The following is a 17,791-nucleotide window of genomic DNA, read 5'->3' on the forward strand; positions in this document are numbered from 1 at the left end:
GACAATGTCGCCCGGAGGAAATATATGGCCTACTTTATTGACCGACGACTTAACGGCAAGAACAAAAGCATGGTGAACCGCCAGCGCTTTTTACGCCGCTATAAGTCGCAAATCAAACAGTCGATTGCCGGGGCCATCAACAAGCGTTCGGTTACCGATATAGAAAGCGGGGAATCGGTGTCGATTCCCAATACTGATATCAATGAGCCTATTTTCCATCAGGGACGTGGGGGCATGCGCCATCGGGTGCATCCCGGCAACGATCACTTTATCCAGAACGACCGCATTGAGCGTCCGCCCGCGGGCGGGGGCGGCGGCAGCGGCCAGGGCAATGCCAGCCAGGACGGCGAAGGCGAGGATGAATTCGTCTTTCAAATCTCGAAAGACGAATACCTCGACCTGCTGTTTGAGGACCTGGCGCTGCCCAATCTGCAAAAAAACCAGCATAAGCAGCTGAATGAGTACAAGACGCACCGTTCCGGCTATACGTCCACCGGCGTGCCGGCCAATATCAGCGTGGTGCGTTCGCTGCAAAACTCCTTAGTGCGGCGCACCGCCATGACCGCCGGCAAACGCCGCAGCATCCGGGAGCTCGAGGAGGAGCTGGCCATGCTCGCCAACAGCGAGCCGGCCCAATTGCTGGAGGAGGAGCGGATCCATAAGGAGATAGCGGAGCTGCGGCAGAAAATCGCCCGGGTGCCGTTTATCGATACTTTTGATTTGCGATATAAAAATTTCGAAAGGCGCGCCGAACCGTCAAGCCAGGCGGTTATGTTCTGTCTGATGGATGTGTCGGGTTCGATGGATCAGGCCACCAAGGATATGGCGAAGCGGTTTTATATCCTGCTGTATCTGTTTCTCAGCCGGACCTATAAAAACGTCGACGTGGTCTACATCCGTCATCACACCCAGGCCAAGGAAGTGGATGAGCATGAGTTTTTCTACTCCCAGGAAACCGGCGGCACCATTGTCTCCAGCGCGCTGAAGCTGATGGAAGAGGTGGTGAAGGAACGTTATGACCCCGCGCAGTGGAATATCTACGCCGCGCAGGCCTCCGACGGCGATAACTGGGCGGACGATTCGCCGCTGTGCCACGAACTGCTGGCCGGCAAGCTATTGCCGATGGTGCGGTATTATAGCTATATCGAGATCACCCGCCGGGCGCATCAAACCCTGTGGCGGGAATATGAAGATCTGCAGGCCAAATATGACAATTTTGCCATGCAGCATATCCGCGATCAGGAAGATATCTATCCGGTATTCAGGGAATTGTTCCATAAACAGGTTAACGAAAGATAAACGCAACTGTAGGTAAATCAGCCAGACTGCGGTTTTATTCTGGCTGATTTAGGTTTTGCCCCGCCCCGTTGCCACAACGCCCGTTGCCAGGCGTAGCTCCCGCCTCAGTGATGCCCTTCGCGGTAGATTTCGATGCGATCCCGGCCGTTTTGTTTCGCCAGATATAACGCGTTGTCGGCTTTTTTAATTAAGCGCTCATAATCGGGATGGCCGTCGAATATGCACAGGCCGACGCTCACCGTCAGGGTGATATTGCCACCGTCCGCCGGCTGGACCGGCCGCTCCGCGATGCGGTTGCGAATAGTGTTCAGTATGGAAACCGCCTGGCTTTCGGACGTTTCCACAAACAGCAGCATAAATTCCTCCCCGCCGTAACGAAAAACATAATCGCTGCTGCGTACGCTCTCATAGAGGGTCACTGCAATTTTTTTCAGCGCCGCATCCCCGGCATCATGACCAAAGCTGTCGTTAATGCTTTTGAAATAGTCGACATCCAGTATGGCGATGACAAACGGCGTGCCGGAGCGCATCGCCAGGGCGATTTCCCGGCGCAGTATGGTGGGAATAAAGCGCCGGTTCAGCAGATTGGTCAGGGGATCTTTGCCATTTTCAAATTTCGCCAGCTCGTCGAACAGCGTCGCCAGCAGCGTGCTGATCTGCTTTACCTGGTTACGCACGGTGCGAAGCAGGGTGTGGCGCAGTTCCGCTACCGCCACCCGATCGGCGCTGTAGGAGGCAATAAACGCGTCGGCGCCGGCCAACAATCCCTCGATGGCGGCGACTTCGTCAACGGATTCAAACACGTGCCGTCCTTTGTGCTGAAACCACAGCCCGAATTCCGCGTCTGCCAGCGGCACGATCTCCGCCAGGGGAAGACCGGTGGCGATGTTGTAGATAAACTGGTTTTCCCAGTTCAGCAACGCCGCAAGCTGGCGCTCCCGTTCGACATGGACGTTGTCGAGAATGGAGAATAAGCGGAAATTCTCCTTGTCCTTGGTGGTATTTTCATGGGACCGGGAATACGCCGTGGTCATGACTTCGATAGCCATATCCATAGCCAGGGATGAAAAGCGCATGGCGTCGTAACATAAGGCCAAATCGGTAATATCGCGCCGCAGAAGGATATAAAGGGATCTTTTGGCACGGCGGGCGCCGCGCGCCACCAGATCAATGGGGATGCCGATGCGGGCATGCACGTCGCCGACCTTACGCTGGACGCTGATCAATGCCGGCAGATCGGCGGCGGAACTGCTCAATACCGCCTTTAGCCATTGAACCAGCGTGGCATGCAGACGATCCTTGACCTGCTGGCTGGAAAGAAATAGTCGGGCGCTATCATCCCCCAGCATATAATCGTAAAAATCGTCCACCAATAAATCAATATCTTCATTTTTCAATGAAATTAATAGCTTATGTGCGGCCTCGCTGGTGATGGCAATCAAATCCTGCCATTCCTTCACGATCAGCATGTCGTAATATTGCCCGTCAAATTTCATCGGAATTTTTATTCAGTAATTCATTATCAGCGGTAATTTATAGTAACATGAATGAAAAACCCAGGCATGCGCCATAGCATGGGCGCTCCATTCAGACCCCATTGTCCAGCCGCCGGCCGATGTCGATGATTATCCCGGCACGGCCATGGCATAAAACCCTTTGCGTCGATTTTTAGCCATTATCCCGCGTATTGGACGTGAAATGCCTAAAAACAGCCTTTTGGCAAAAAACGGCTTTGTGGTTGGCGTGAAAGGAGGTAGTTTGAAAGCCCCCTCCATGCATAAACAGCGGCACCCATCACCGCCCGGCAATATTGTCTGGAACAGTAGCCTCATATTTCCGTTCAGGATGAGCGGGAGCCGGCGAAAACAATAAAGGAGAGTTAGGTTGGACAGCAGCACCATCATCAGTTTATTTATTATTGGCTCTATTTTAGTGGGCGGCAGCATCCTGCTGAGTTCCCTCTCTTCCCGTTTGGGTATTCCAATCCTGGTTATTTTCCTGGCCATCGGCATGTTGGCCGGGGTGGACGGTATCGGCGGCATCGGTTTCGATAATTATCCGGTCGCCTACCTCATCAGCAACCTGGCGCTGGCGGTGATATTACTCGACGGCGGCATGCGCACCCGCGCCACCTCGTTTCGCGTGGCGCTGTGGCCCGCGCTGTCGCTGGCGACTGTGGGCGTACTGATTACCGCCGGACTGACCGGCATGGTGGCGGCCTGGCTATTTCACCTCAACCTGATAGAAGGGTTGTTGCTCGGCGCCATCGTCGGTTCCACCGACGCCGCCGCGGTATTCTCGCTGCTGGGCGACAAAGGCCTGAACGAGCGCGTCAACGCCACGCTTGAAATTGAGTCCGGCAGCAATGATCCCATGGCGGTGTTTTTGACCATTACGCTTATCTCGATGATCCAGGGACATGAATCCCATTTAAGCTGGATGTTCCTGGTGCATTTGATCCAGCAGTTCGGCCTGGGGATGTTGTTCGGCCTGGGCGGCGGCTGGCTGCTGCTGCAAACCATTAACCGAATTTCCCTGGCCCCGGGACTGTATCCGCTGCTGGCGGTAAGCGGCGGCATCATGATTTTCTCCCTGACCACGGCGCTGGAAGGCAGCGGCATCCTGGCGGTCTATCTCTGCGGCTTTTTATTAGGCAACCGGCCGATCCGCAACCGACACGGTATTTTGCAAACCTTCGACGGCATGGCCTGGTTAAGCCAGATCGGCATGTTTTTGGTGCTGGGGTTGTTGGTGACGCCCAGCGATTTGTGGATGATTGCGGTGCCGGCGCTGATCTTGTCGCTCTGGCTGATGCTGGTCGCCCGTCCGTTATCCATTTGGGTCGGGTTGCTGCCCTTTCGCAACTTTACCGCCCGGGAGCGGGTATTTCTCTCCTGGGTGGGCCTGCGCGGCGCCGTACCGATCATCCTGGCGGTATTCCCGATGATGGCCGGCCTGGACCACGCGCGCCTGTATTTTAACGTCGCGTTTTTTATCGTATTGATTTCACTTTTGCTGCAGGGAACGTCGCTGGGTTTTGCCGCCAGGCTGGCTAAGGTGGTGGTGCCGCCCACCGCCAAGCCTATCAACCGGGTGGGCATGGATATCCATCCCGAAAATCCCTGGGAACAGTTTATTTACCAGCTTAATGAGGATAACTGGTGTGTCGGCGCCGCGCTGCGCGATATGAAAATGCCCAAGCACACCCGTATCGCCGCGTTGTTTCGCGATAACGTGATGTTGCACCCCACCGGCAACACCCGGTTGAAAGAGGGCGATGTACTGTGCGTTATCGGCCGGGAACGGGATTTGCCGGCGCTGGGCAGGCTGTTCAGCCAGTCGCCGCCGGTGGCGTTGGATCAGCGTTTTTTCGGCGATTTTATTCTCGAGGCCAATGCCAGGCTGGAAGACGTGGCGGCCATCTATGGCCTCGATCTGCATGAGAAAGTGGAACATGAGCTGACGCTGGGCGCCTTTGTGATGCAATTATTGGGCGGCGGCGAACCGGTGGTGGGCGATAACGTCGTCTCGGAAGGATTGGTGTGGACCATCGCCGAAAAAGACGATCAGAAAGTGAGTAAAATCGGTATTAAAATCGCCGAAGAGCAGGTTTAACGGCGCCGCGGCAACGCAAAAACGTCGCCATCTGCCCGGATGGGCCGGTGCCAGCGCCGTCGGCACGGCGGACGGGGGCGTCAATCCAGGGATTCGGTGGCGGCGTAGATTTTGGTCAGCACCTGCATGGCAACCTGGATATCCTGTTCGGTCACGTTTTCCAAGATCTCCTTACCGATGGCATCGGCTTCCATGCGCACTTTTTCGTACAATGCCTTGCCTTCGGCGGTGACCACCAGCAATTTCTTGCGCCGGTCCTGGGCGGTGGGAATGCGCTGAACCAAATCCAGCTTCACCAGGCGGTCTATCATGGAGACGATAGTGGCGCCTTCGACGCCGAGGATCAGCGCCAGTTCGCTTTGCGACAGCGGCGACTGCGCGCCGGCTATCGCCGCCACCGCCACCCAGCTGGCCTGGCTGAGCCCGAGATATTTCAAACGCCGGTCAATCGCCATGCGCAATGCCCTGGAAGTCAAATGCAACAATTTGGAAAAACTTTTATATTCCGTTTTCATAAAGGCGGGTAACAACATCAGAAACAATGTGACAAAAATTATCATATATTAGCCTGGATGACCATTTTTCCTCTTTCCTTGCCCGCCGGCTGCCCCTATTCTTAAGCTCGTTCTTAATATGTGGTTATAGATGCGAAAATTTCTGCTGCTGTTGCTGTCATTAGTATTGCTGGGTCCGCTGGGTATCGATCTCTATTTGCCCGTGATCCCGGGCATCGCCAAAGGACTGGGTACTCCGGAGTCCCTGATCCAGTCCACTATCCCGCTGTTTATCCTGGTCATGGGCGTCGGTCAGCTGCTTACCGGCCCCCTGGTGGATTATTTCGGCCGCCGGCCCATGGCGCTGGCGGGCGTGGCGCTGTACGGCCTGGGGGCCGCCATGGCGGCCCTGGCCCAACTGCCCGCGGTGTTCCTGTGCTCGCGGGTGTTGCAGGGCCTGGCGGTATGCTGTACCACCGTCGCCTTGTTCAGCTGCGTGCGCGACCGGCTCAACGGCGACGACGCGGCCCGCGCCTTCAGCTTCCTGAACGGCACGCTGAATATCGTGCCGGCGCTGGCCCCGCTGGCCGGCGGGCTGCTGGCCGAGTGGTTCGGCTGGCGCGCGCCCTTCTGGGCGCTGACTGCTTATGCCCTGGTGGTGCTGGCGTTGATTGCCCGGGGATTGCCGGAAACGCGCCCGGGCAATACCCTGCGCCGCCTGGGCCTGCCGGTGAACGCCTATCTGGCGATCCTCGGTCAGCGGCGGTTTCGGGTGTTTTCCCTGGTCAATACCGGCGCCATGGCGATGGCGCTGACCTATGTGTCGCTTTCATCCCAGGTGCTGATGGGGGTGGCCCACTTGACGCCGCTGCAGTTTTCGCTGGCCTTCGGCGCCAATGGGGGCTGGATTATGCTGGTCAGCGTCATCGCCAACCGGGTGATCCGCAAAGCGGGCCGCCCCGCCTGCCTGACCATCGGTACCCTGCTGATGGGTCTGGGCAGCCTGACGTTACTGACCAGCGTCGCCTGGACGCCGCTGATATGGCAAACCCACTGGCTGAGCTATATGCTGCCGGTGGCGATAGCCTGTTCCGGACTGGCCTTTCTGTTGGGCCCCGCCGCCAGCTACGCGCTGGAGCCGTATCCCGACCAGGCGGGCGTGGCGGCCGCGCTGAACGGCTTTGTCCAGATGGCGGGCGCGGCCGCCATCAGCCTGGCGTTTATCGCCCTGCCGCTGCCGCCGCGCCTGTCGCTGTCGTTGGTGATGTTATTGGGCGCGGTATTTGCCGGCCTCGCCCGCCTGCATACCCGGCGCTTGTCGGGGAGGCTGACGTCATTGCAGCAATAGCACCGGCGGCGGCGGCCCCGCCGCGCGCTCGTCAGGCCATTTTCGGCTCCACGCCCGCCCTGAAATTGCCGTCATAGCGGGCGACCGATAAATCGTCATAGGGAATCTCCGGCCGCGCGCCGCTGATGATATCCGCCAGCAGCCGCCCCGACCCGCAGGCCATGGTCCAGCCGAGCGTGCCGTGTCCGGTGTTGAGATACAGGTTTTTCACCGGCGTGGCCCCGACGATGGGCGTGCCGTCCGGCGTCATCGGGCGTAGTCCGGTCCAGAATGTGGCCTGCTCGATATGGCCGCCGAACGGAAAAAGATCGCGCACCACCATTTCCAGCGTATCGCGCCGGGCTTTTTCCAGGCCGGTGTTGAAACCGACGATTTCCGCCATGCCGCCCACCCGGATACGCCGATCAAAGCGGGTGACGGCTATTTTATAGGTTTCATCCAGGACCGTGGATACCGGCGCGCCCTGTTCATCGGCCAGGGGGATGGTCAGCGAATAGCCCTTCAGCGGATAGACGGGTATGTCGATCAGATCGCGCAGCATGGCGGTGGAATACGAACCCAGCGCCATCACATACGCATCGGCCTGCAGCAGCTCGCCGTCGCAGACGACCCCGGCCACCAGGTTGCCGGTGCGCATCAGGCCGGTAATAGTGCAATTATACTGAAATTCAACGCCCTGCGCGGCGGCCATGGCGGCCAGACGCTGGGTAAACAGCTGGCAATCGCCGGTTTCATCGTTAGGCAACCGCAGCCCGCCGCTAAGCTTATGGGCCACGCCCGCCAGCGCCGGTTCGACGTCGGCCAACTGATGGGCTTCCAGCAGGGCGAAAGGGACGCCTTCATCGCGCAGCACGGCGATATCCCTGGCGGCGGCGGCATACTGCTGGTCGGTGCGAAACAGCTGCAGCGTGCCGCCCTGGCGGCCTTCATAGGCGATACCGGTTTCGTCGCGCAGCGCCTTGAGGCAATCACGGCTGTATTCCGCCAGGCGCACCATGCGGCTTTTATTAATATAATAATGGTGGCTGTCGCAGTTACGCAGCATTTGCCACATCCAGCGCAACTGGTGATCGCTGGCTTTCAGCCGGATAGCCAGCGGCGCATGGCGCTGAAACATCCATTTTATAGCCTTTAACGGTACGCCCGGCGCGGCCCATGGCGCGGCATAACCGGGGGAAATCTGTCCGGCGTTGCCGGCGCTGGTTTCCTGCGCCGGTCCGGGCTGCCGGTCAAGCACCCGCACTTCATGCCCCGCCCGGGCAAGATACCACGCGCTTGCCACGCCGATAACGCCACTACCCAGAATGATGACCCGCATGATTATCCAATCCTATGGCGCCCATTGCGCAGCACAATAATAATGTAGTAGGGGAGAAAAAACGGTTAACCGGCCAGCGTTTCCTTGGCCGGCGCAAGCCGCGACATTGCTGTTAGCCCATCCTAAAATACTCAGCCGTGGGGTTATTTCAAGGGCAATACGCCATTAACCGGGGATAATCGCGCCGGGATTAAATTTGGCGCGGCGCCTGCGTCATTTTCATCTTGCACTAGGATTAATTATAAGCCAGCATGATGAAGTGCTGTCTGTAACGATGAGGTGCGCTGATGACGATTTCTCTTGACGAAAGTTTTAAGGATACCACTTGTCTTAGCGATGGACCCGACTGGACATTTGAGCTGCTGCAGGATTATCTGGACGAGATCGACCGGGTGGCGAAGCTTTATCGGCTGGACACCTACCCCCACCAGATAGAAGTGATCACTTCCGAGCAAATGATGGACGCCTATTCCAGCGTCGGCATGCCGATTAATTATACCCATTGGTCGTTCGGCAAAAAATTTATCGAGACTGAACAACGTTACAAGCAGGGCCAGCAAGGGTTGGCGTATGAAATTGTCATTAACTCCAACCCTTGTATTGCCTATTTGATGGAAGAAAACACCATGACCATGCAGGCGCTGGTCATGGCGCATGCGTGTTACGGCCATAATTCTTTTTTCAAAAATAACTATTTATTCCGCAGTTGGACCGATGCCAGCTCCATCGTCGATTATCTCATCTTCGCCCGCGGCTATATTACCAAATGCGAGGAACGCTACGGCGTCGAGCAGGTGGAGCAACTGCTCGATTCCTGCCATGCGCTGATGAACCACGGCGTCGATCGTTATAAACGTCCGCAGAAAATCTCGCTGCAGGAAGAAAAATCGCGGCAAAAGAGCCGCGAGGAATATTTGCAAAGCCAGGTTAACGAACTGTGGCGCACCCTGCCCCGGCGCGAAAAAGAAGAGTTGCCGGCCCAGGCCAGCCGCTATCCCCATGAGCCGCAGGAAAACCTGCTGTACTTTATGGAGAAAAACGCCCCGCTGCTCGAGCCCTGGCAGCGTGAGATCCTGCGCATCGTGCGCAAGGTCAGCCAATATTTTTATCCGCAGAAACAAACCCAGGTAATGAACGAAGGCTGGGCCACCTTCTGGCACTACACCATTCTTAACCATCTCTATGATGAGAAAAAAGTCACCGATCGTTTTATGCTGGAGTTTCTGCACAGCCACACCAACGTCGTCTACCAGCCGCCCTATAACAGTCCGTATTACAGCGGCATCAACCCTTATGCGTTAGGGTTCGCCATGTTCCAGGATATCAAACGCATCTGCCAGTCGCCGACGGACGAAGATAAGCACTGGTTCCCGGATATCGCCGGCAGCGACTGGCTGGAGACCTTGCATTTCGCCATGCATAATTTCAAGGATGAGAGTTTTATCAGCCAGTTCCTGTCGCCGAAAATCATGCGCGATTTCCGTTTGTTTACGGTATTGGATGACGACCACAATAATTATCTGGAAATTGCCGCCATTCATAACGAGGAGGGCTACCGGGCCATACGCCAGGAGCTTTCATCGCAATATAACCTGAGCAACCTGGAGCCGGATATCCAGATTTGGAATGTCGATCTGCGCGGCGACCGCTCGTTGACACTGCGCTATACGCCGCAAAACCGCGCGCCGCTGGCTAAAAGCCGGCGCGAAGTGATGAAGCATATTCATCGGCTGTGGAGTTTTGATGTCTATATGGAACAGGTCAATGACGATGGCAATATTGAGTTGATTGAACGCTGTCCGCCGCGGTCTATACCGCTGTGATGGCATGGGCGCCGTCTTGTAGAGGCGCCGCGTTTCCAATAGCGCGGCTACGCTTTATCGTCTGTATTCTTTTCCCATAACATTCCAAACGCATACCGACGCGTGCGCGCCGGCCGGAAACGGTTCTGCGGGCCTGTCAGGCGTTGAGGTTAACGCCTGAATTCGGCGATATCGCGCGGAATGGCGGACTGCATGCTGCTCCAGATGACGCCGCTTTCATTACCGTAATGGCGGACCAGATCGATAACCTGATCGTACAGGCCGTCGCGGCACAGCGCCGCCAGATGCGTGTAAAAGTTACGCGCCAGCTCGCGGGCCTGGGGATTGGAGAAATAATAACGTCCCACCCGCAGGTACATGCCTTTCAGGCCGTTCAGGATCAGGCCATATATAGGATTGCCCGACGCATAGGCCAGCTCGTGGAAAATACGGTAATCCATTTCGGTGAAGGCATCCGCCTGATCCTCCAGGTCTTTCGCCTGGGCCAGCACGTTCTGCGCCTTATCCGGATAAAAGCGTATCGCCATGCGGATAAAGATCGAGGCGATATTGGTGCGCACCGACAATAAATTATCAATCAGCTGCGGCACGCTGTCATGGTCCAGGCGGGCCAGGGTTTCCAGGATATTCAACCCGGAGGTTTCCCAGACATTATTCACCCGGGTGGGCTTGCCGTGCTGGATTGTCAGCCAGCCGTCACGCGCCAGCCGCTGCAGCACTTCCCGCAGGGTGGTGCGCGTAACGCCTATCACATCGGACAGTTCGCGCTCCGCGGGCAGGATTGAACCTGGCGGGAAATGATTGTTCCAAATACTCTCAATCAGATACTCCTCCGCAAAACCGGCAGGACTCTGCGCCTTAATGACCATAATGTTATGTTCCGTAGCAGCATGCGTATGTGAGCTAAAAACGGCCTAATGATATCAGAACGCGTGAACCCGATATACAGCGTTAAGGGATAGTAACAGCAAAACCCTGCCATATCCGGCAATAAAATGTCATGTCCGCCGCATTACCGGCGGGGTTTTCCTCCCACTGCGCATAACGGCCTTATTCGGCATGATTCCGCTGCGGCGATTCCCGCGCAGGCGGCACGACAAAATAGCAGCGGAAAAAGCAGAACACCATCAGATTGAATAAAAGGGAAACAAGTATGATATCAAGTGGCATATTCCTAAAAAAGAGGCTGGCTTCTGGCTTTAATTGATTTAAACTGCCTGTTTAAAAGCAACCAACCGGCCTGGATAATAATGTATGTTGCAATTCTTTAACCGCTGCTCAAGAGGGCGTGGTGCCTGGGTATTGCTGGCGCTTACCGCCTTCGCCCTGGAGCTGGTGGCGCTTTATTTTCAGCATGTCATGTTATTAAAACCCTGTGTACTGTGCATTTACCAGCGCTGCGCGCTGTTCGGCATTATGGGTGCCGGCATCGTCGGCGCCGTCGCGCCGTCGACGCCCCTGCGCTACGGTGCGCTAATTATTTGGCTCTACAGCGCCTGGGAAGGCCTGATGCTGGCGATGAAGCATACGGATATCCAGCTTAATCCCTCGCCGTTTGTCACCTGTGATTTTTTTGTCAGCTTCCCCTCCTGGCTGCCCTTGGATAAATGGCTGCCGTCCGTATTCAGCGCCACCGGTGATTGCGCGGTCAGACAATGGCATTTTATGTCCCTGGAGATGCCGCAGTGGATGATCGTGATTTTTGGCGCTTATCTCCTGGTCGGCGTGCTGGTCCTGATCGCCCAGCCGTTTCGCCCCAAAAAACGCGACCTGTTTAACCGTTAACCGGAAATCGACCGCCGCGCCTTCAGCTCTTCAGGCAAAACGGTGAAGAGGCCTCAATAATCACGTAGAGGGCGCCATGACAAAGACGCCCTGAGCATCGCCCGATGGCGCGCAGGGACGTGCGGCGGCGTTTTATGAGCTGCGCCATGCCGGCGATGGCTGTTGTTACGTAAACCTGAGAGGGGGAACGAAATAAGTAAAAGTGAAATCGTACAAAAACACAGCGATTTCACTCGTGTCCGACCCCCTCGCCCGCTACTCTCCCTCCAGGTTTGCCCACATCGCCCCGCGGGGAGTCGCTCATGCCCGATACAGCCAAAAAAATTCAGTGGATTAATTCCCTTAAGGGGATCTGCATTCTGCTGGTGGTATTAAATCATGTCATTACCACCAGCTATATTCCCTCGCTCGCGCTGATTGACGCGCACCTATTTCTCACCCGCGCCTGGGTGGCGGTTAACCATTATCTGGTGCCGTTGCGCATGCCGGCGTTTTTCTTTATTTCCGGGCTGCTGGCCGCTGACAGCGTGATCAACCGCTCCTGGCATGAGGTGGCGACCAAGAAAGCGGTCAATCTCTTTTATCTTTACCTGCTATGGTGCGCCGTACAATGGCTATGCGTGAGTTTCATCAACCGCGAGCTGGCGTTTGACGACTGGCGGCTGATGGCGCATAACGCCGCCTACGCGGCCTCCACCGGCCAATTTCTGCTGTATGTGGCGACCGCGATGTCCAGCCCCTGGTATCTGTACGCCCTGGCCATGTATTTTGTCGTCTGCAAACTGTGGCGACGTCACTGGCTGGCGCTGCTTATCCTGGGCGCGCTGCTGAATTACGCCTGCGTCCTGGGGATGGTGCCGTGGTGGGGGCCGGCAAGCGTGGCGCAAAACGGGATTTTCTTTTTTACCGGCTGTTTCCTGGGCGCACGCATCGTCGCCCTGCTGGCCGAGAGCCGCTCGCGGCGGATACTGTTGGCATCCCTTGCCGTCTTGGCGCTGATTCACGCGGTGCTTGCCATGGATAAGAGCCTGTTTACCAGCGCGCTGGCGGTGTGTATCGCCATACTGTGCTGCCAGTGGGTGAACCGTAACTGGTCATGGCATAACGAAGCGTTGCGGATGCTTAACTGGATAGGCAAAAATACGCTGCAGATCTATGTGCTGCATAAACTGCTGACCGAGCTGCTGGCCGTACCCATGCTGGGCGCGCTGGCGCGTTACCACGCGTTTGACCATCGCCTGTTCTCGCTGTTTTGGCTGGCGGCGTATCCGCTGGCGGCAACCGCGTTATGCACCGCGGGCGCGATCGGCATCTGGTGGGCGCTTAACCGCGGCGTCGGACGCGTACTGTTCCAATACCCGTCGCTGATGCGCGCGGAAAAGGCCCTGGGCTAAGCCCGCGCCGGGCGGCAGCTTAACGCGCCCAGGCCGGTTTGTTCAGGATATGGTCCTGCCAGTCGGTAACCTCGCTTTCCCGCACCGCGATATAACGCACCGAAATGCGTTCGCCGTGCATGGCGGCCTTGGAGCCGGTGATCAGCGGATGCCACTGCGGCAGGGGCTTGCCTTCCTCCTGCAGCCGATAGGCGCAGGTGGGCGGCAGCCAGTCAAAGGTGAGGAGATTTTCGCGCGTCAGCTTGATGCAATCCGGTTCATATTCAAAGCGCGTGTCGTAATGACGGCACTGGCAGGTCTTGATATTCAGCTGGTTGCAGGCCACGTTGGTGAAATAGACTTCCTCGGTGTCATCGTCAATCAGCTTATGCAGGCAGCACCGGCCGCAACCGTCGCATAACGATTCCCATTCATCGTCGGTCATCTCGGCCAGGGTTTTTTCTTGCCAAAAGGGGCGGCTTGTCATAATGGTATCCGGTTAAACGACGGGCAGCTATTTTAGATGCCGGCTTGCCGTGACGCAAGGCGGCGATGAAATCAGATTCAGATAACCCGGGTTTCCAGGGCCAGCTCGTTAAGCGTCACGGTAAGCCGGTCGCCGGACTGCAGCTTTGCCACGCCCTGCGGCGTGCCGGTCAGGATAATATCGCCGGGGCGCAGGGTAAAAAAACGGCTCATATAGGCGATAAGCGGCAGTATGGGCGTGATCATATCCCGCGTGTTGCCCTGCTGGCGCACGTCGTCATTCACCTTAAGCGTCAGCGTAGCCTGCTGCGCATCGCCAAACTCCGCCACCGGGATAAAGCCGGAAATCGGGCAGGAACCGTCAAAGCCTTTGGCTTTTTCCCAGGGTTGCCCGGCTTTCTTGAATTTGGCCTGCAGCTCCCTGAGCGTCAGGTCGAGCGCCACACCATAGCCGGCGATGGCGCGGGCCACATGGGCCTCATCGGCGTGCTTGAGCGGCATGCCGATCAGGACCGCGAGTTCCACCTCATGGTGCACTTCCCCCCAATCGGCGGGAATGGCGATGGGTTGGTGGATATCGCACAAGGCGGTCTCGGGTTTGATAAACAGCACCGGCTCGGTGGGCGTGGCGCTGCCCATCTCCTTGATATGGTCGGAATAGTTGCTGCCGACGCAGACCACCTTACTCACCGGAAAATCCAGTAACGCGCCTTGCCAATCGCGATGTTGATACATGTCCACAGTCTCCTGCCGGTAAATGATGAGTCGATTACATAGTAGTTTCCGCTATTATCATACCCCAGTCGCCGCAAACCTTCACGGCGGTCGTTATTGACCCAGGGCATCCGCCAGCGTGCCGATACTGAGGGCAAAATAATAAGAGCGGTTCCAGCGCATCAGGGTGCGGAAATTATCATAGACCAGGAACGCCCGGCTTTGATTGTCGTCCGGGATAATCACCCAGGCGCGCTGCGCCGAAGCCGGCAGGGGACTGCCGTCGGCCAGGCGTATGCCCTGCCCGCTCCAGGCGTCCACCGTTTGCGCCTGCGTGTCCTTCAGTCCGGCAGCCTGCGCCGGGAACCCCGCCGGCAGGCGGACCTCTTGCCCCCATCCCTGCCCCGGCTTCCATCCTTCCGTGGCCAGATAATTGGCGGTGGAGGCAAACACGTCCATCACATTATTCCAGATATCTATTTTGCCGTCGCCGTCGCCGTCGGCGCCATAGCGCAGGTAGGAACTGGGCATAAACTGGCTCTGCCCCATGGCGCCGGCCCACGAGCCTTTCAGCTCACCGACGCCGATGTCGTTTTGCTCCAGGATACGCAGTGCGGCGAACAATTCACTTTTAAAGAACTTTTCACGCCGGCCCTCAAACGCCAGGGTAGACAGGGCGGAGACGACATCCTCACGTCCCTGAATCTTGCCGAAGCCGCTTTCCATGCCCCACAACGCCACGATAAAGCGCGCCGGCACGCCGTAACGGGCGCTGATGGTCGCCAGCTGCGGCTGGTAGTCCCGGTATTGGGTCCGCGCCTGTTCTATCTTCCAGGCCGGCAGCACGCGCTGCAGGTACTCATCCAGAGTGACTTTATTTTCCAGCTGGTTCCGATCGGAGCTGATGACCCGATCGACAAAGTGCGTTTGCGCAAAGGCCTGGTTCACGACGCCGGCATTAATGCCCTGGGCCAGCGCCTCGGTTTTTAACTGCTCCAGATAGGCGGGAAACTCGGCCGGATCGCGGCTCTGTTGCGAGAGCAGGGTTTTGCCGCCCTGGGCGTCGGCCGCGGGCTTTGCCGCCGGCTGCGGCGCCACGGCCGCCTGCCCGGCGTTGGCGGCATGGGGATGATGACTGCAACCGGCCAGCATAAGGCTGCTAACCAGGAGAGGGATGGCGGATAATTTCATAAGGCTATTTCCTTAGCGCGATATTTTTACGCGGAGCCGCCCGCGCAGCCGAGATATTACAGGAACGTTATAATGCCATCATGGCGCATTCGCCATTAAATAGTGGATCAATGAACAGTTATTTTGCGCGGGCGTTATGATGCTGCGCCAGTAAATTTTCAACAGGCGGGGGTAATTGCAGATAAAAACCCTGATCGACCAGGCTTTGTTTGACTTTATTTATATCCGCCGCGACCAGTTTTTTGCTACCATTTAGTGGGAATAACATTGATAGCACCGGTTTACCGAATCGGGCCATGAGGTCGGGCGGCACCCGGGAAAAGTCATCTTTTTTTTCGATATAAAGATAAGTTTGATCTTGTTTGGTACTTCTGTAGATCACACAAAACATATTTTTTACCTGGTTAACATGGTTTAGTGTCTTGCCTGTATATAGCAGTAACTATAACATGCATGCAGTGCTTCGGAATATCGCTTACCGGTAGCTTACCGGGAAAATACATGAGTCAAGACTGAGTCAGGATAGATGTCACAGACGCCCATTGAGTTAAAAGGCAGTAGTTTTACCTTATCGGTAATTCATGTTCATGACGCCCAACCTGAGGATATTCGTCAGGCATTACAGGAAAAAATCGAACAGGCACCTGCTTTTTTGAAGGATGCGCCGGTGGTAATCAATGTTTCCACCCTGACGCGGGACACCGACTGGGAAGCGTTGCGCCAGACCATCCTGTCCACCGGCCTGCATGTGGTCGGCGTCAGCGGATGCAAGGATGACCGGCTGAAAAAAGCCATTGTGCGTAGCGGCTTGCCGCTGTTGAACGAGGGCAAGGCGCCCAAACTCGCCGAAAAGGCGGCGCCTGCCCTACCGGCGACGGCCTTGAAGACCCGGCGCATCGACAGCCCGGTGCGTTCCGGTCAACAGATTTATGCGCGCGATTGCGATTTGATCGTCACCAGCAGCGTCAGCGCCGGCGCCGAACTTATTGCCGACGGCAATATCCATATTTATGGCATGATGCGAGGCAGGGCGTTAGCGGGTGCGTCGGGAGATGCGCAGTGCCAGATTTTCTGCACCCACCTCTCCCCGGAACTTGTTTCCATTGCCGGTCAGTATTGGTTAAGCGATCAGATCCCGGCTGAATACGCGGGTAAAGCCGCCCGTCTCAGCCTGCAAGATAATACGCTTACCATTCAACCTTTAAATTAAGCCCTTGACAAGGAATCCATTATGGCACGCATTATAGTTGTTACTTCGGGCAAAGGGGGCGTTGGCAAAACCACATCAAGCGCGGCCATTGCTACCGGATTGGCCCGGAAAGGTAAAAAAACCGTGGTGATCGATTTTGATATCGGTTTACGCAATCTGGACCTTATCATGGGCTGCGAGCGGCGCGTGGTGTATGATTTTGTTAATGTCATCCAGGGCGACGCCACGCTGAACCAGGCGCTGATCAAAGATAAGCGCACCGATAACCTGTATATCCTGCCGGCGTCGCAAACCCGGGATAAAGATGCGCTGACGCGCGAGGGCGTGGAAAAGATCCTCAACGACCTCGGCGAAATGAATTTTGATTTTGTGGTCTGCGATTCGCCGGCCGGCATCGAAACCGGCGCGTTAATGGCGCTGTATTTCGCCGATGAGGCCATTATCACCACCAACCCGGAAGTGTCGTCGGTGCGCGACTCGGACCGTATCCTGGGGATACTGTCGTCAAAGTCCCGGCGCGCTGAGAATGGCCAGGACCCGATTAAGGAACATCTGCTGCTGACCCGCTATAACCCCGGTCGCGTAAACCGTGGCGATATGCTGAGCATGGAAGATGTGATTGAAATACTGCGCATTCCCCTGCTGGGCGTCATCCCCGAGGATCAGTCCGTATTACGGGCCTCCAATCAGGGTGAGCCGGTAATACTCGATGCTGAATCTGATGCCGGCCAAGCCTATTCAGACACGGTTGACCGCCTGTTAGGAGAAGAACGTCCCTTCCGCTTCATTGAAGAAGAGAAGAAGGGTTTCTTAAAACGCCTGTTTGGGGGATAAACCATGGCATTACTCGATTTTTTTCTCTCCCGTAAAAAAACGACAGCCAATATAGCCAAGGAACGGCTGCAGATTATCGTTGCGGAACGCCGGCGGGGCGATAGCGAGCCTCATTATTTGCCGCAGTTGAAACGCGATATTCTCGAGGTCATTTGCCGATATGTGCAGATCGATCCGGAAATGGTCTCCGTGCAGCTTGAGCAGCGGGAAGGCGATATTTCCATCCTCGAGCTGAACGTAACGCTGCCGGAAGCGGAAGAAACGCCGAAATGATCACCAGCCAATAATCCCCCTGCCGGTG

At 56.6% G+C, this 17,791-nt stretch carries 17 protein-coding genes; 9 read left to right on the forward strand and 8 right to left on the reverse strand.

Translation table 11 applies throughout. The annotated features are described in order from the left end of the window. The first annotated feature begins 24 nt into the window (after window positions 1-24). Window positions 25-1,299, forward strand: a complete 1,275-nt coding sequence (locus ACL2XM_RS10340) for a YeaH/YhbH family protein (RefSeq protein ID WP_410015269.1) — start codon at window positions 25-27, stop codon at window positions 1,297-1,299. Window positions 1,300-1,403: 104 nt separating this feature from the next. On the opposite strand, the gene ACL2XM_RS10345 is transcribed toward ACL2XM_RS10340, so the two are convergent. Continuing rightward, a complete protein-coding gene (locus ACL2XM_RS10345) occupies window positions 1,404-2,795 on the reverse strand; it encodes a diguanylate cyclase (protein WP_413732846.1) in 1,392 nt (463 codons plus the stop codon). A gap of 388 nt (window positions 2,796-3,183) precedes the next feature. Here ACL2XM_RS10345 and ACL2XM_RS10350 point away from each other — a divergent pair, with 388 nt between their 5' ends. Further along, window positions 3,184-4,914: a potassium/proton antiporter gene (locus ACL2XM_RS10350; RefSeq protein WP_410015271.1), complete on the forward strand. Its 1,731-nt coding sequence runs from the start codon at window positions 3,184-3,186 to the stop codon at window positions 4,912-4,914. Window positions 4,915-4,994: 80 nt separating this feature from the next. Here ACL2XM_RS10350 and ACL2XM_RS10355 read toward each other — a convergent pair whose 3' ends face one another. After that, window positions 4,995-5,429, reverse strand: a complete 435-nt coding sequence (locus tag ACL2XM_RS10355) for a MarR family winged helix-turn-helix transcriptional regulator (protein WP_410016557.1) — start codon at window positions 5,427-5,429, stop codon at window positions 4,995-4,997. 130 nt (window positions 5,430-5,559) lie between these two features. Here ACL2XM_RS10355 and ACL2XM_RS10360 point away from each other — a divergent pair, with 130 nt between their 5' ends. Continuing rightward, window positions 5,560-6,756 (forward strand): multidrug effflux MFS transporter, encoded by a 1,197-nt coding sequence (locus ACL2XM_RS10360; RefSeq protein WP_413722770.1) that lies wholly within the window; start codon window positions 5,560-5,562, stop codon window positions 6,754-6,756. A 31-nt stretch (window positions 6,757-6,787) separates the two neighbouring features. Here ACL2XM_RS10360 and ACL2XM_RS10365 read toward each other — a convergent pair whose 3' ends face one another. Beyond that, the gene (locus tag ACL2XM_RS10365) at window positions 6,788-8,074 is read right to left on the reverse strand and encodes a D-amino acid dehydrogenase (protein ID WP_413722769.1); all 1,287 of its coding nucleotides are present in this window, start codon (window positions 8,072-8,074) and stop codon (window positions 6,788-6,790) included. Between the two features lie 287 nt (window positions 8,075-8,361). Between ACL2XM_RS10365 and ACL2XM_RS10370 the strand changes: the two genes are divergently transcribed. Next, window positions 8,362-9,897, forward strand: coding sequence for a SpoVR family protein (locus ACL2XM_RS10370; protein ID WP_410015274.1), 1,536 nt, complete (start codon window positions 8,362-8,364; stop codon window positions 9,895-9,897). A 149-nt stretch (window positions 9,898-10,046) separates the two neighbouring features. On the opposite strand, the gene fadR is transcribed toward ACL2XM_RS10370, so the two are convergent. Continuing rightward, window positions 10,047-10,766, reverse strand: a complete 720-nt coding sequence (gene fadR, locus ACL2XM_RS10375) for a fatty acid metabolism transcriptional regulator FadR (protein WP_413722768.1) — start codon at window positions 10,764-10,766, stop codon at window positions 10,047-10,049. A gap of 385 nt (window positions 10,767-11,151) precedes the next feature. On the opposite strand from fadR, the gene dsbB reads away from it, so the two are divergent. Next, complete coding sequence (dsbB, locus tag ACL2XM_RS10380; RefSeq protein ID WP_410015276.1) at window positions 11,152-11,682, forward strand: disulfide bond formation protein DsbB; 531 nt, start codon at window positions 11,152-11,154, stop codon at window positions 11,680-11,682. A 302-nt stretch (window positions 11,683-11,984) separates the two neighbouring features. Beyond that, window positions 11,985-13,076 carry an acyltransferase family protein gene (locus tag ACL2XM_RS10385; RefSeq protein WP_410015277.1) on the forward strand — a complete coding sequence of 364 codons (1,092 nt, stop codon included), beginning with the start codon at window positions 11,985-11,987 and terminating at the stop codon, window positions 13,074-13,076. A gap of 19 nt (window positions 13,077-13,095) precedes the next feature. Here ACL2XM_RS10385 and ACL2XM_RS10390 read toward each other — a convergent pair whose 3' ends face one another. From ACL2XM_RS10390 to ACL2XM_RS10405, 4 genes are all read right to left on the reverse strand, one after another. After that, window positions 13,096-13,542, reverse strand: a complete 447-nt coding sequence (locus ACL2XM_RS10390) for a YcgN family cysteine cluster protein (RefSeq protein ID WP_410015278.1) — start codon at window positions 13,540-13,542, stop codon at window positions 13,096-13,098. Between the two features lie 77 nt (window positions 13,543-13,619). Then, the gene (locus ACL2XM_RS10395; RefSeq protein WP_410015279.1) at window positions 13,620-14,276 is read right to left on the reverse strand and encodes a fumarylacetoacetate hydrolase family protein; all 657 of its coding nucleotides are present in this window, start codon (window positions 14,274-14,276) and stop codon (window positions 13,620-13,622) included. Between the two features lie 93 nt (window positions 14,277-14,369). Beyond that, complete coding sequence (locus ACL2XM_RS10400) at window positions 14,370-15,446, reverse strand: lytic transglycosylase domain-containing protein (RefSeq protein ID WP_413732847.1); 1,077 nt, start codon at window positions 15,444-15,446, stop codon at window positions 14,370-14,372. 118 nt (window positions 15,447-15,564) lie between these two features. Next, window positions 15,565-15,837: a YcgL domain-containing protein gene (locus ACL2XM_RS10405; protein WP_410015280.1), complete on the reverse strand. Its 273-nt coding sequence runs from the start codon at window positions 15,835-15,837 to the stop codon at window positions 15,565-15,567. Between the two features lie 135 nt (window positions 15,838-15,972). Between ACL2XM_RS10405 and minC the strand changes: the two genes are divergently transcribed. Genes minC through minE form a run of 3 tightly spaced genes read left to right on the forward strand, consistent with a single transcriptional unit; the run spans window position 15,973 to window position 17,763 of the window. Further along, window positions 15,973-16,656, forward strand: coding sequence for a septum site-determining protein MinC (gene minC / locus ACL2XM_RS10410; RefSeq protein ID WP_413732848.1), 684 nt, complete (start codon window positions 15,973-15,975; stop codon window positions 16,654-16,656). Window positions 16,657-16,677: 21 nt separating this feature from the next. Then, complete coding sequence (gene minD / locus ACL2XM_RS10415; RefSeq protein ID WP_331120874.1) at window positions 16,678-17,490, forward strand: septum site-determining protein MinD; 813 nt, start codon at window positions 16,678-16,680, stop codon at window positions 17,488-17,490. A gap of 3 nt (window positions 17,491-17,493) precedes the next feature. Further along, entirely contained in the window at window positions 17,494-17,763 is a 270-nt protein-coding gene (gene minE, locus ACL2XM_RS10420; protein ID WP_162365215.1) for a cell division topological specificity factor MinE, read from the forward strand. The last annotated feature ends 28 nt before the right edge of the window (window positions 17,764-17,791 follow it).

It is taken from the genome of Sodalis sp. RH20, from assembly GCF_047324205.1.
Lineage (GTDB): Bacteria > Pseudomonadota > Gammaproteobacteria > Enterobacterales > Enterobacteriaceae > Acerihabitans.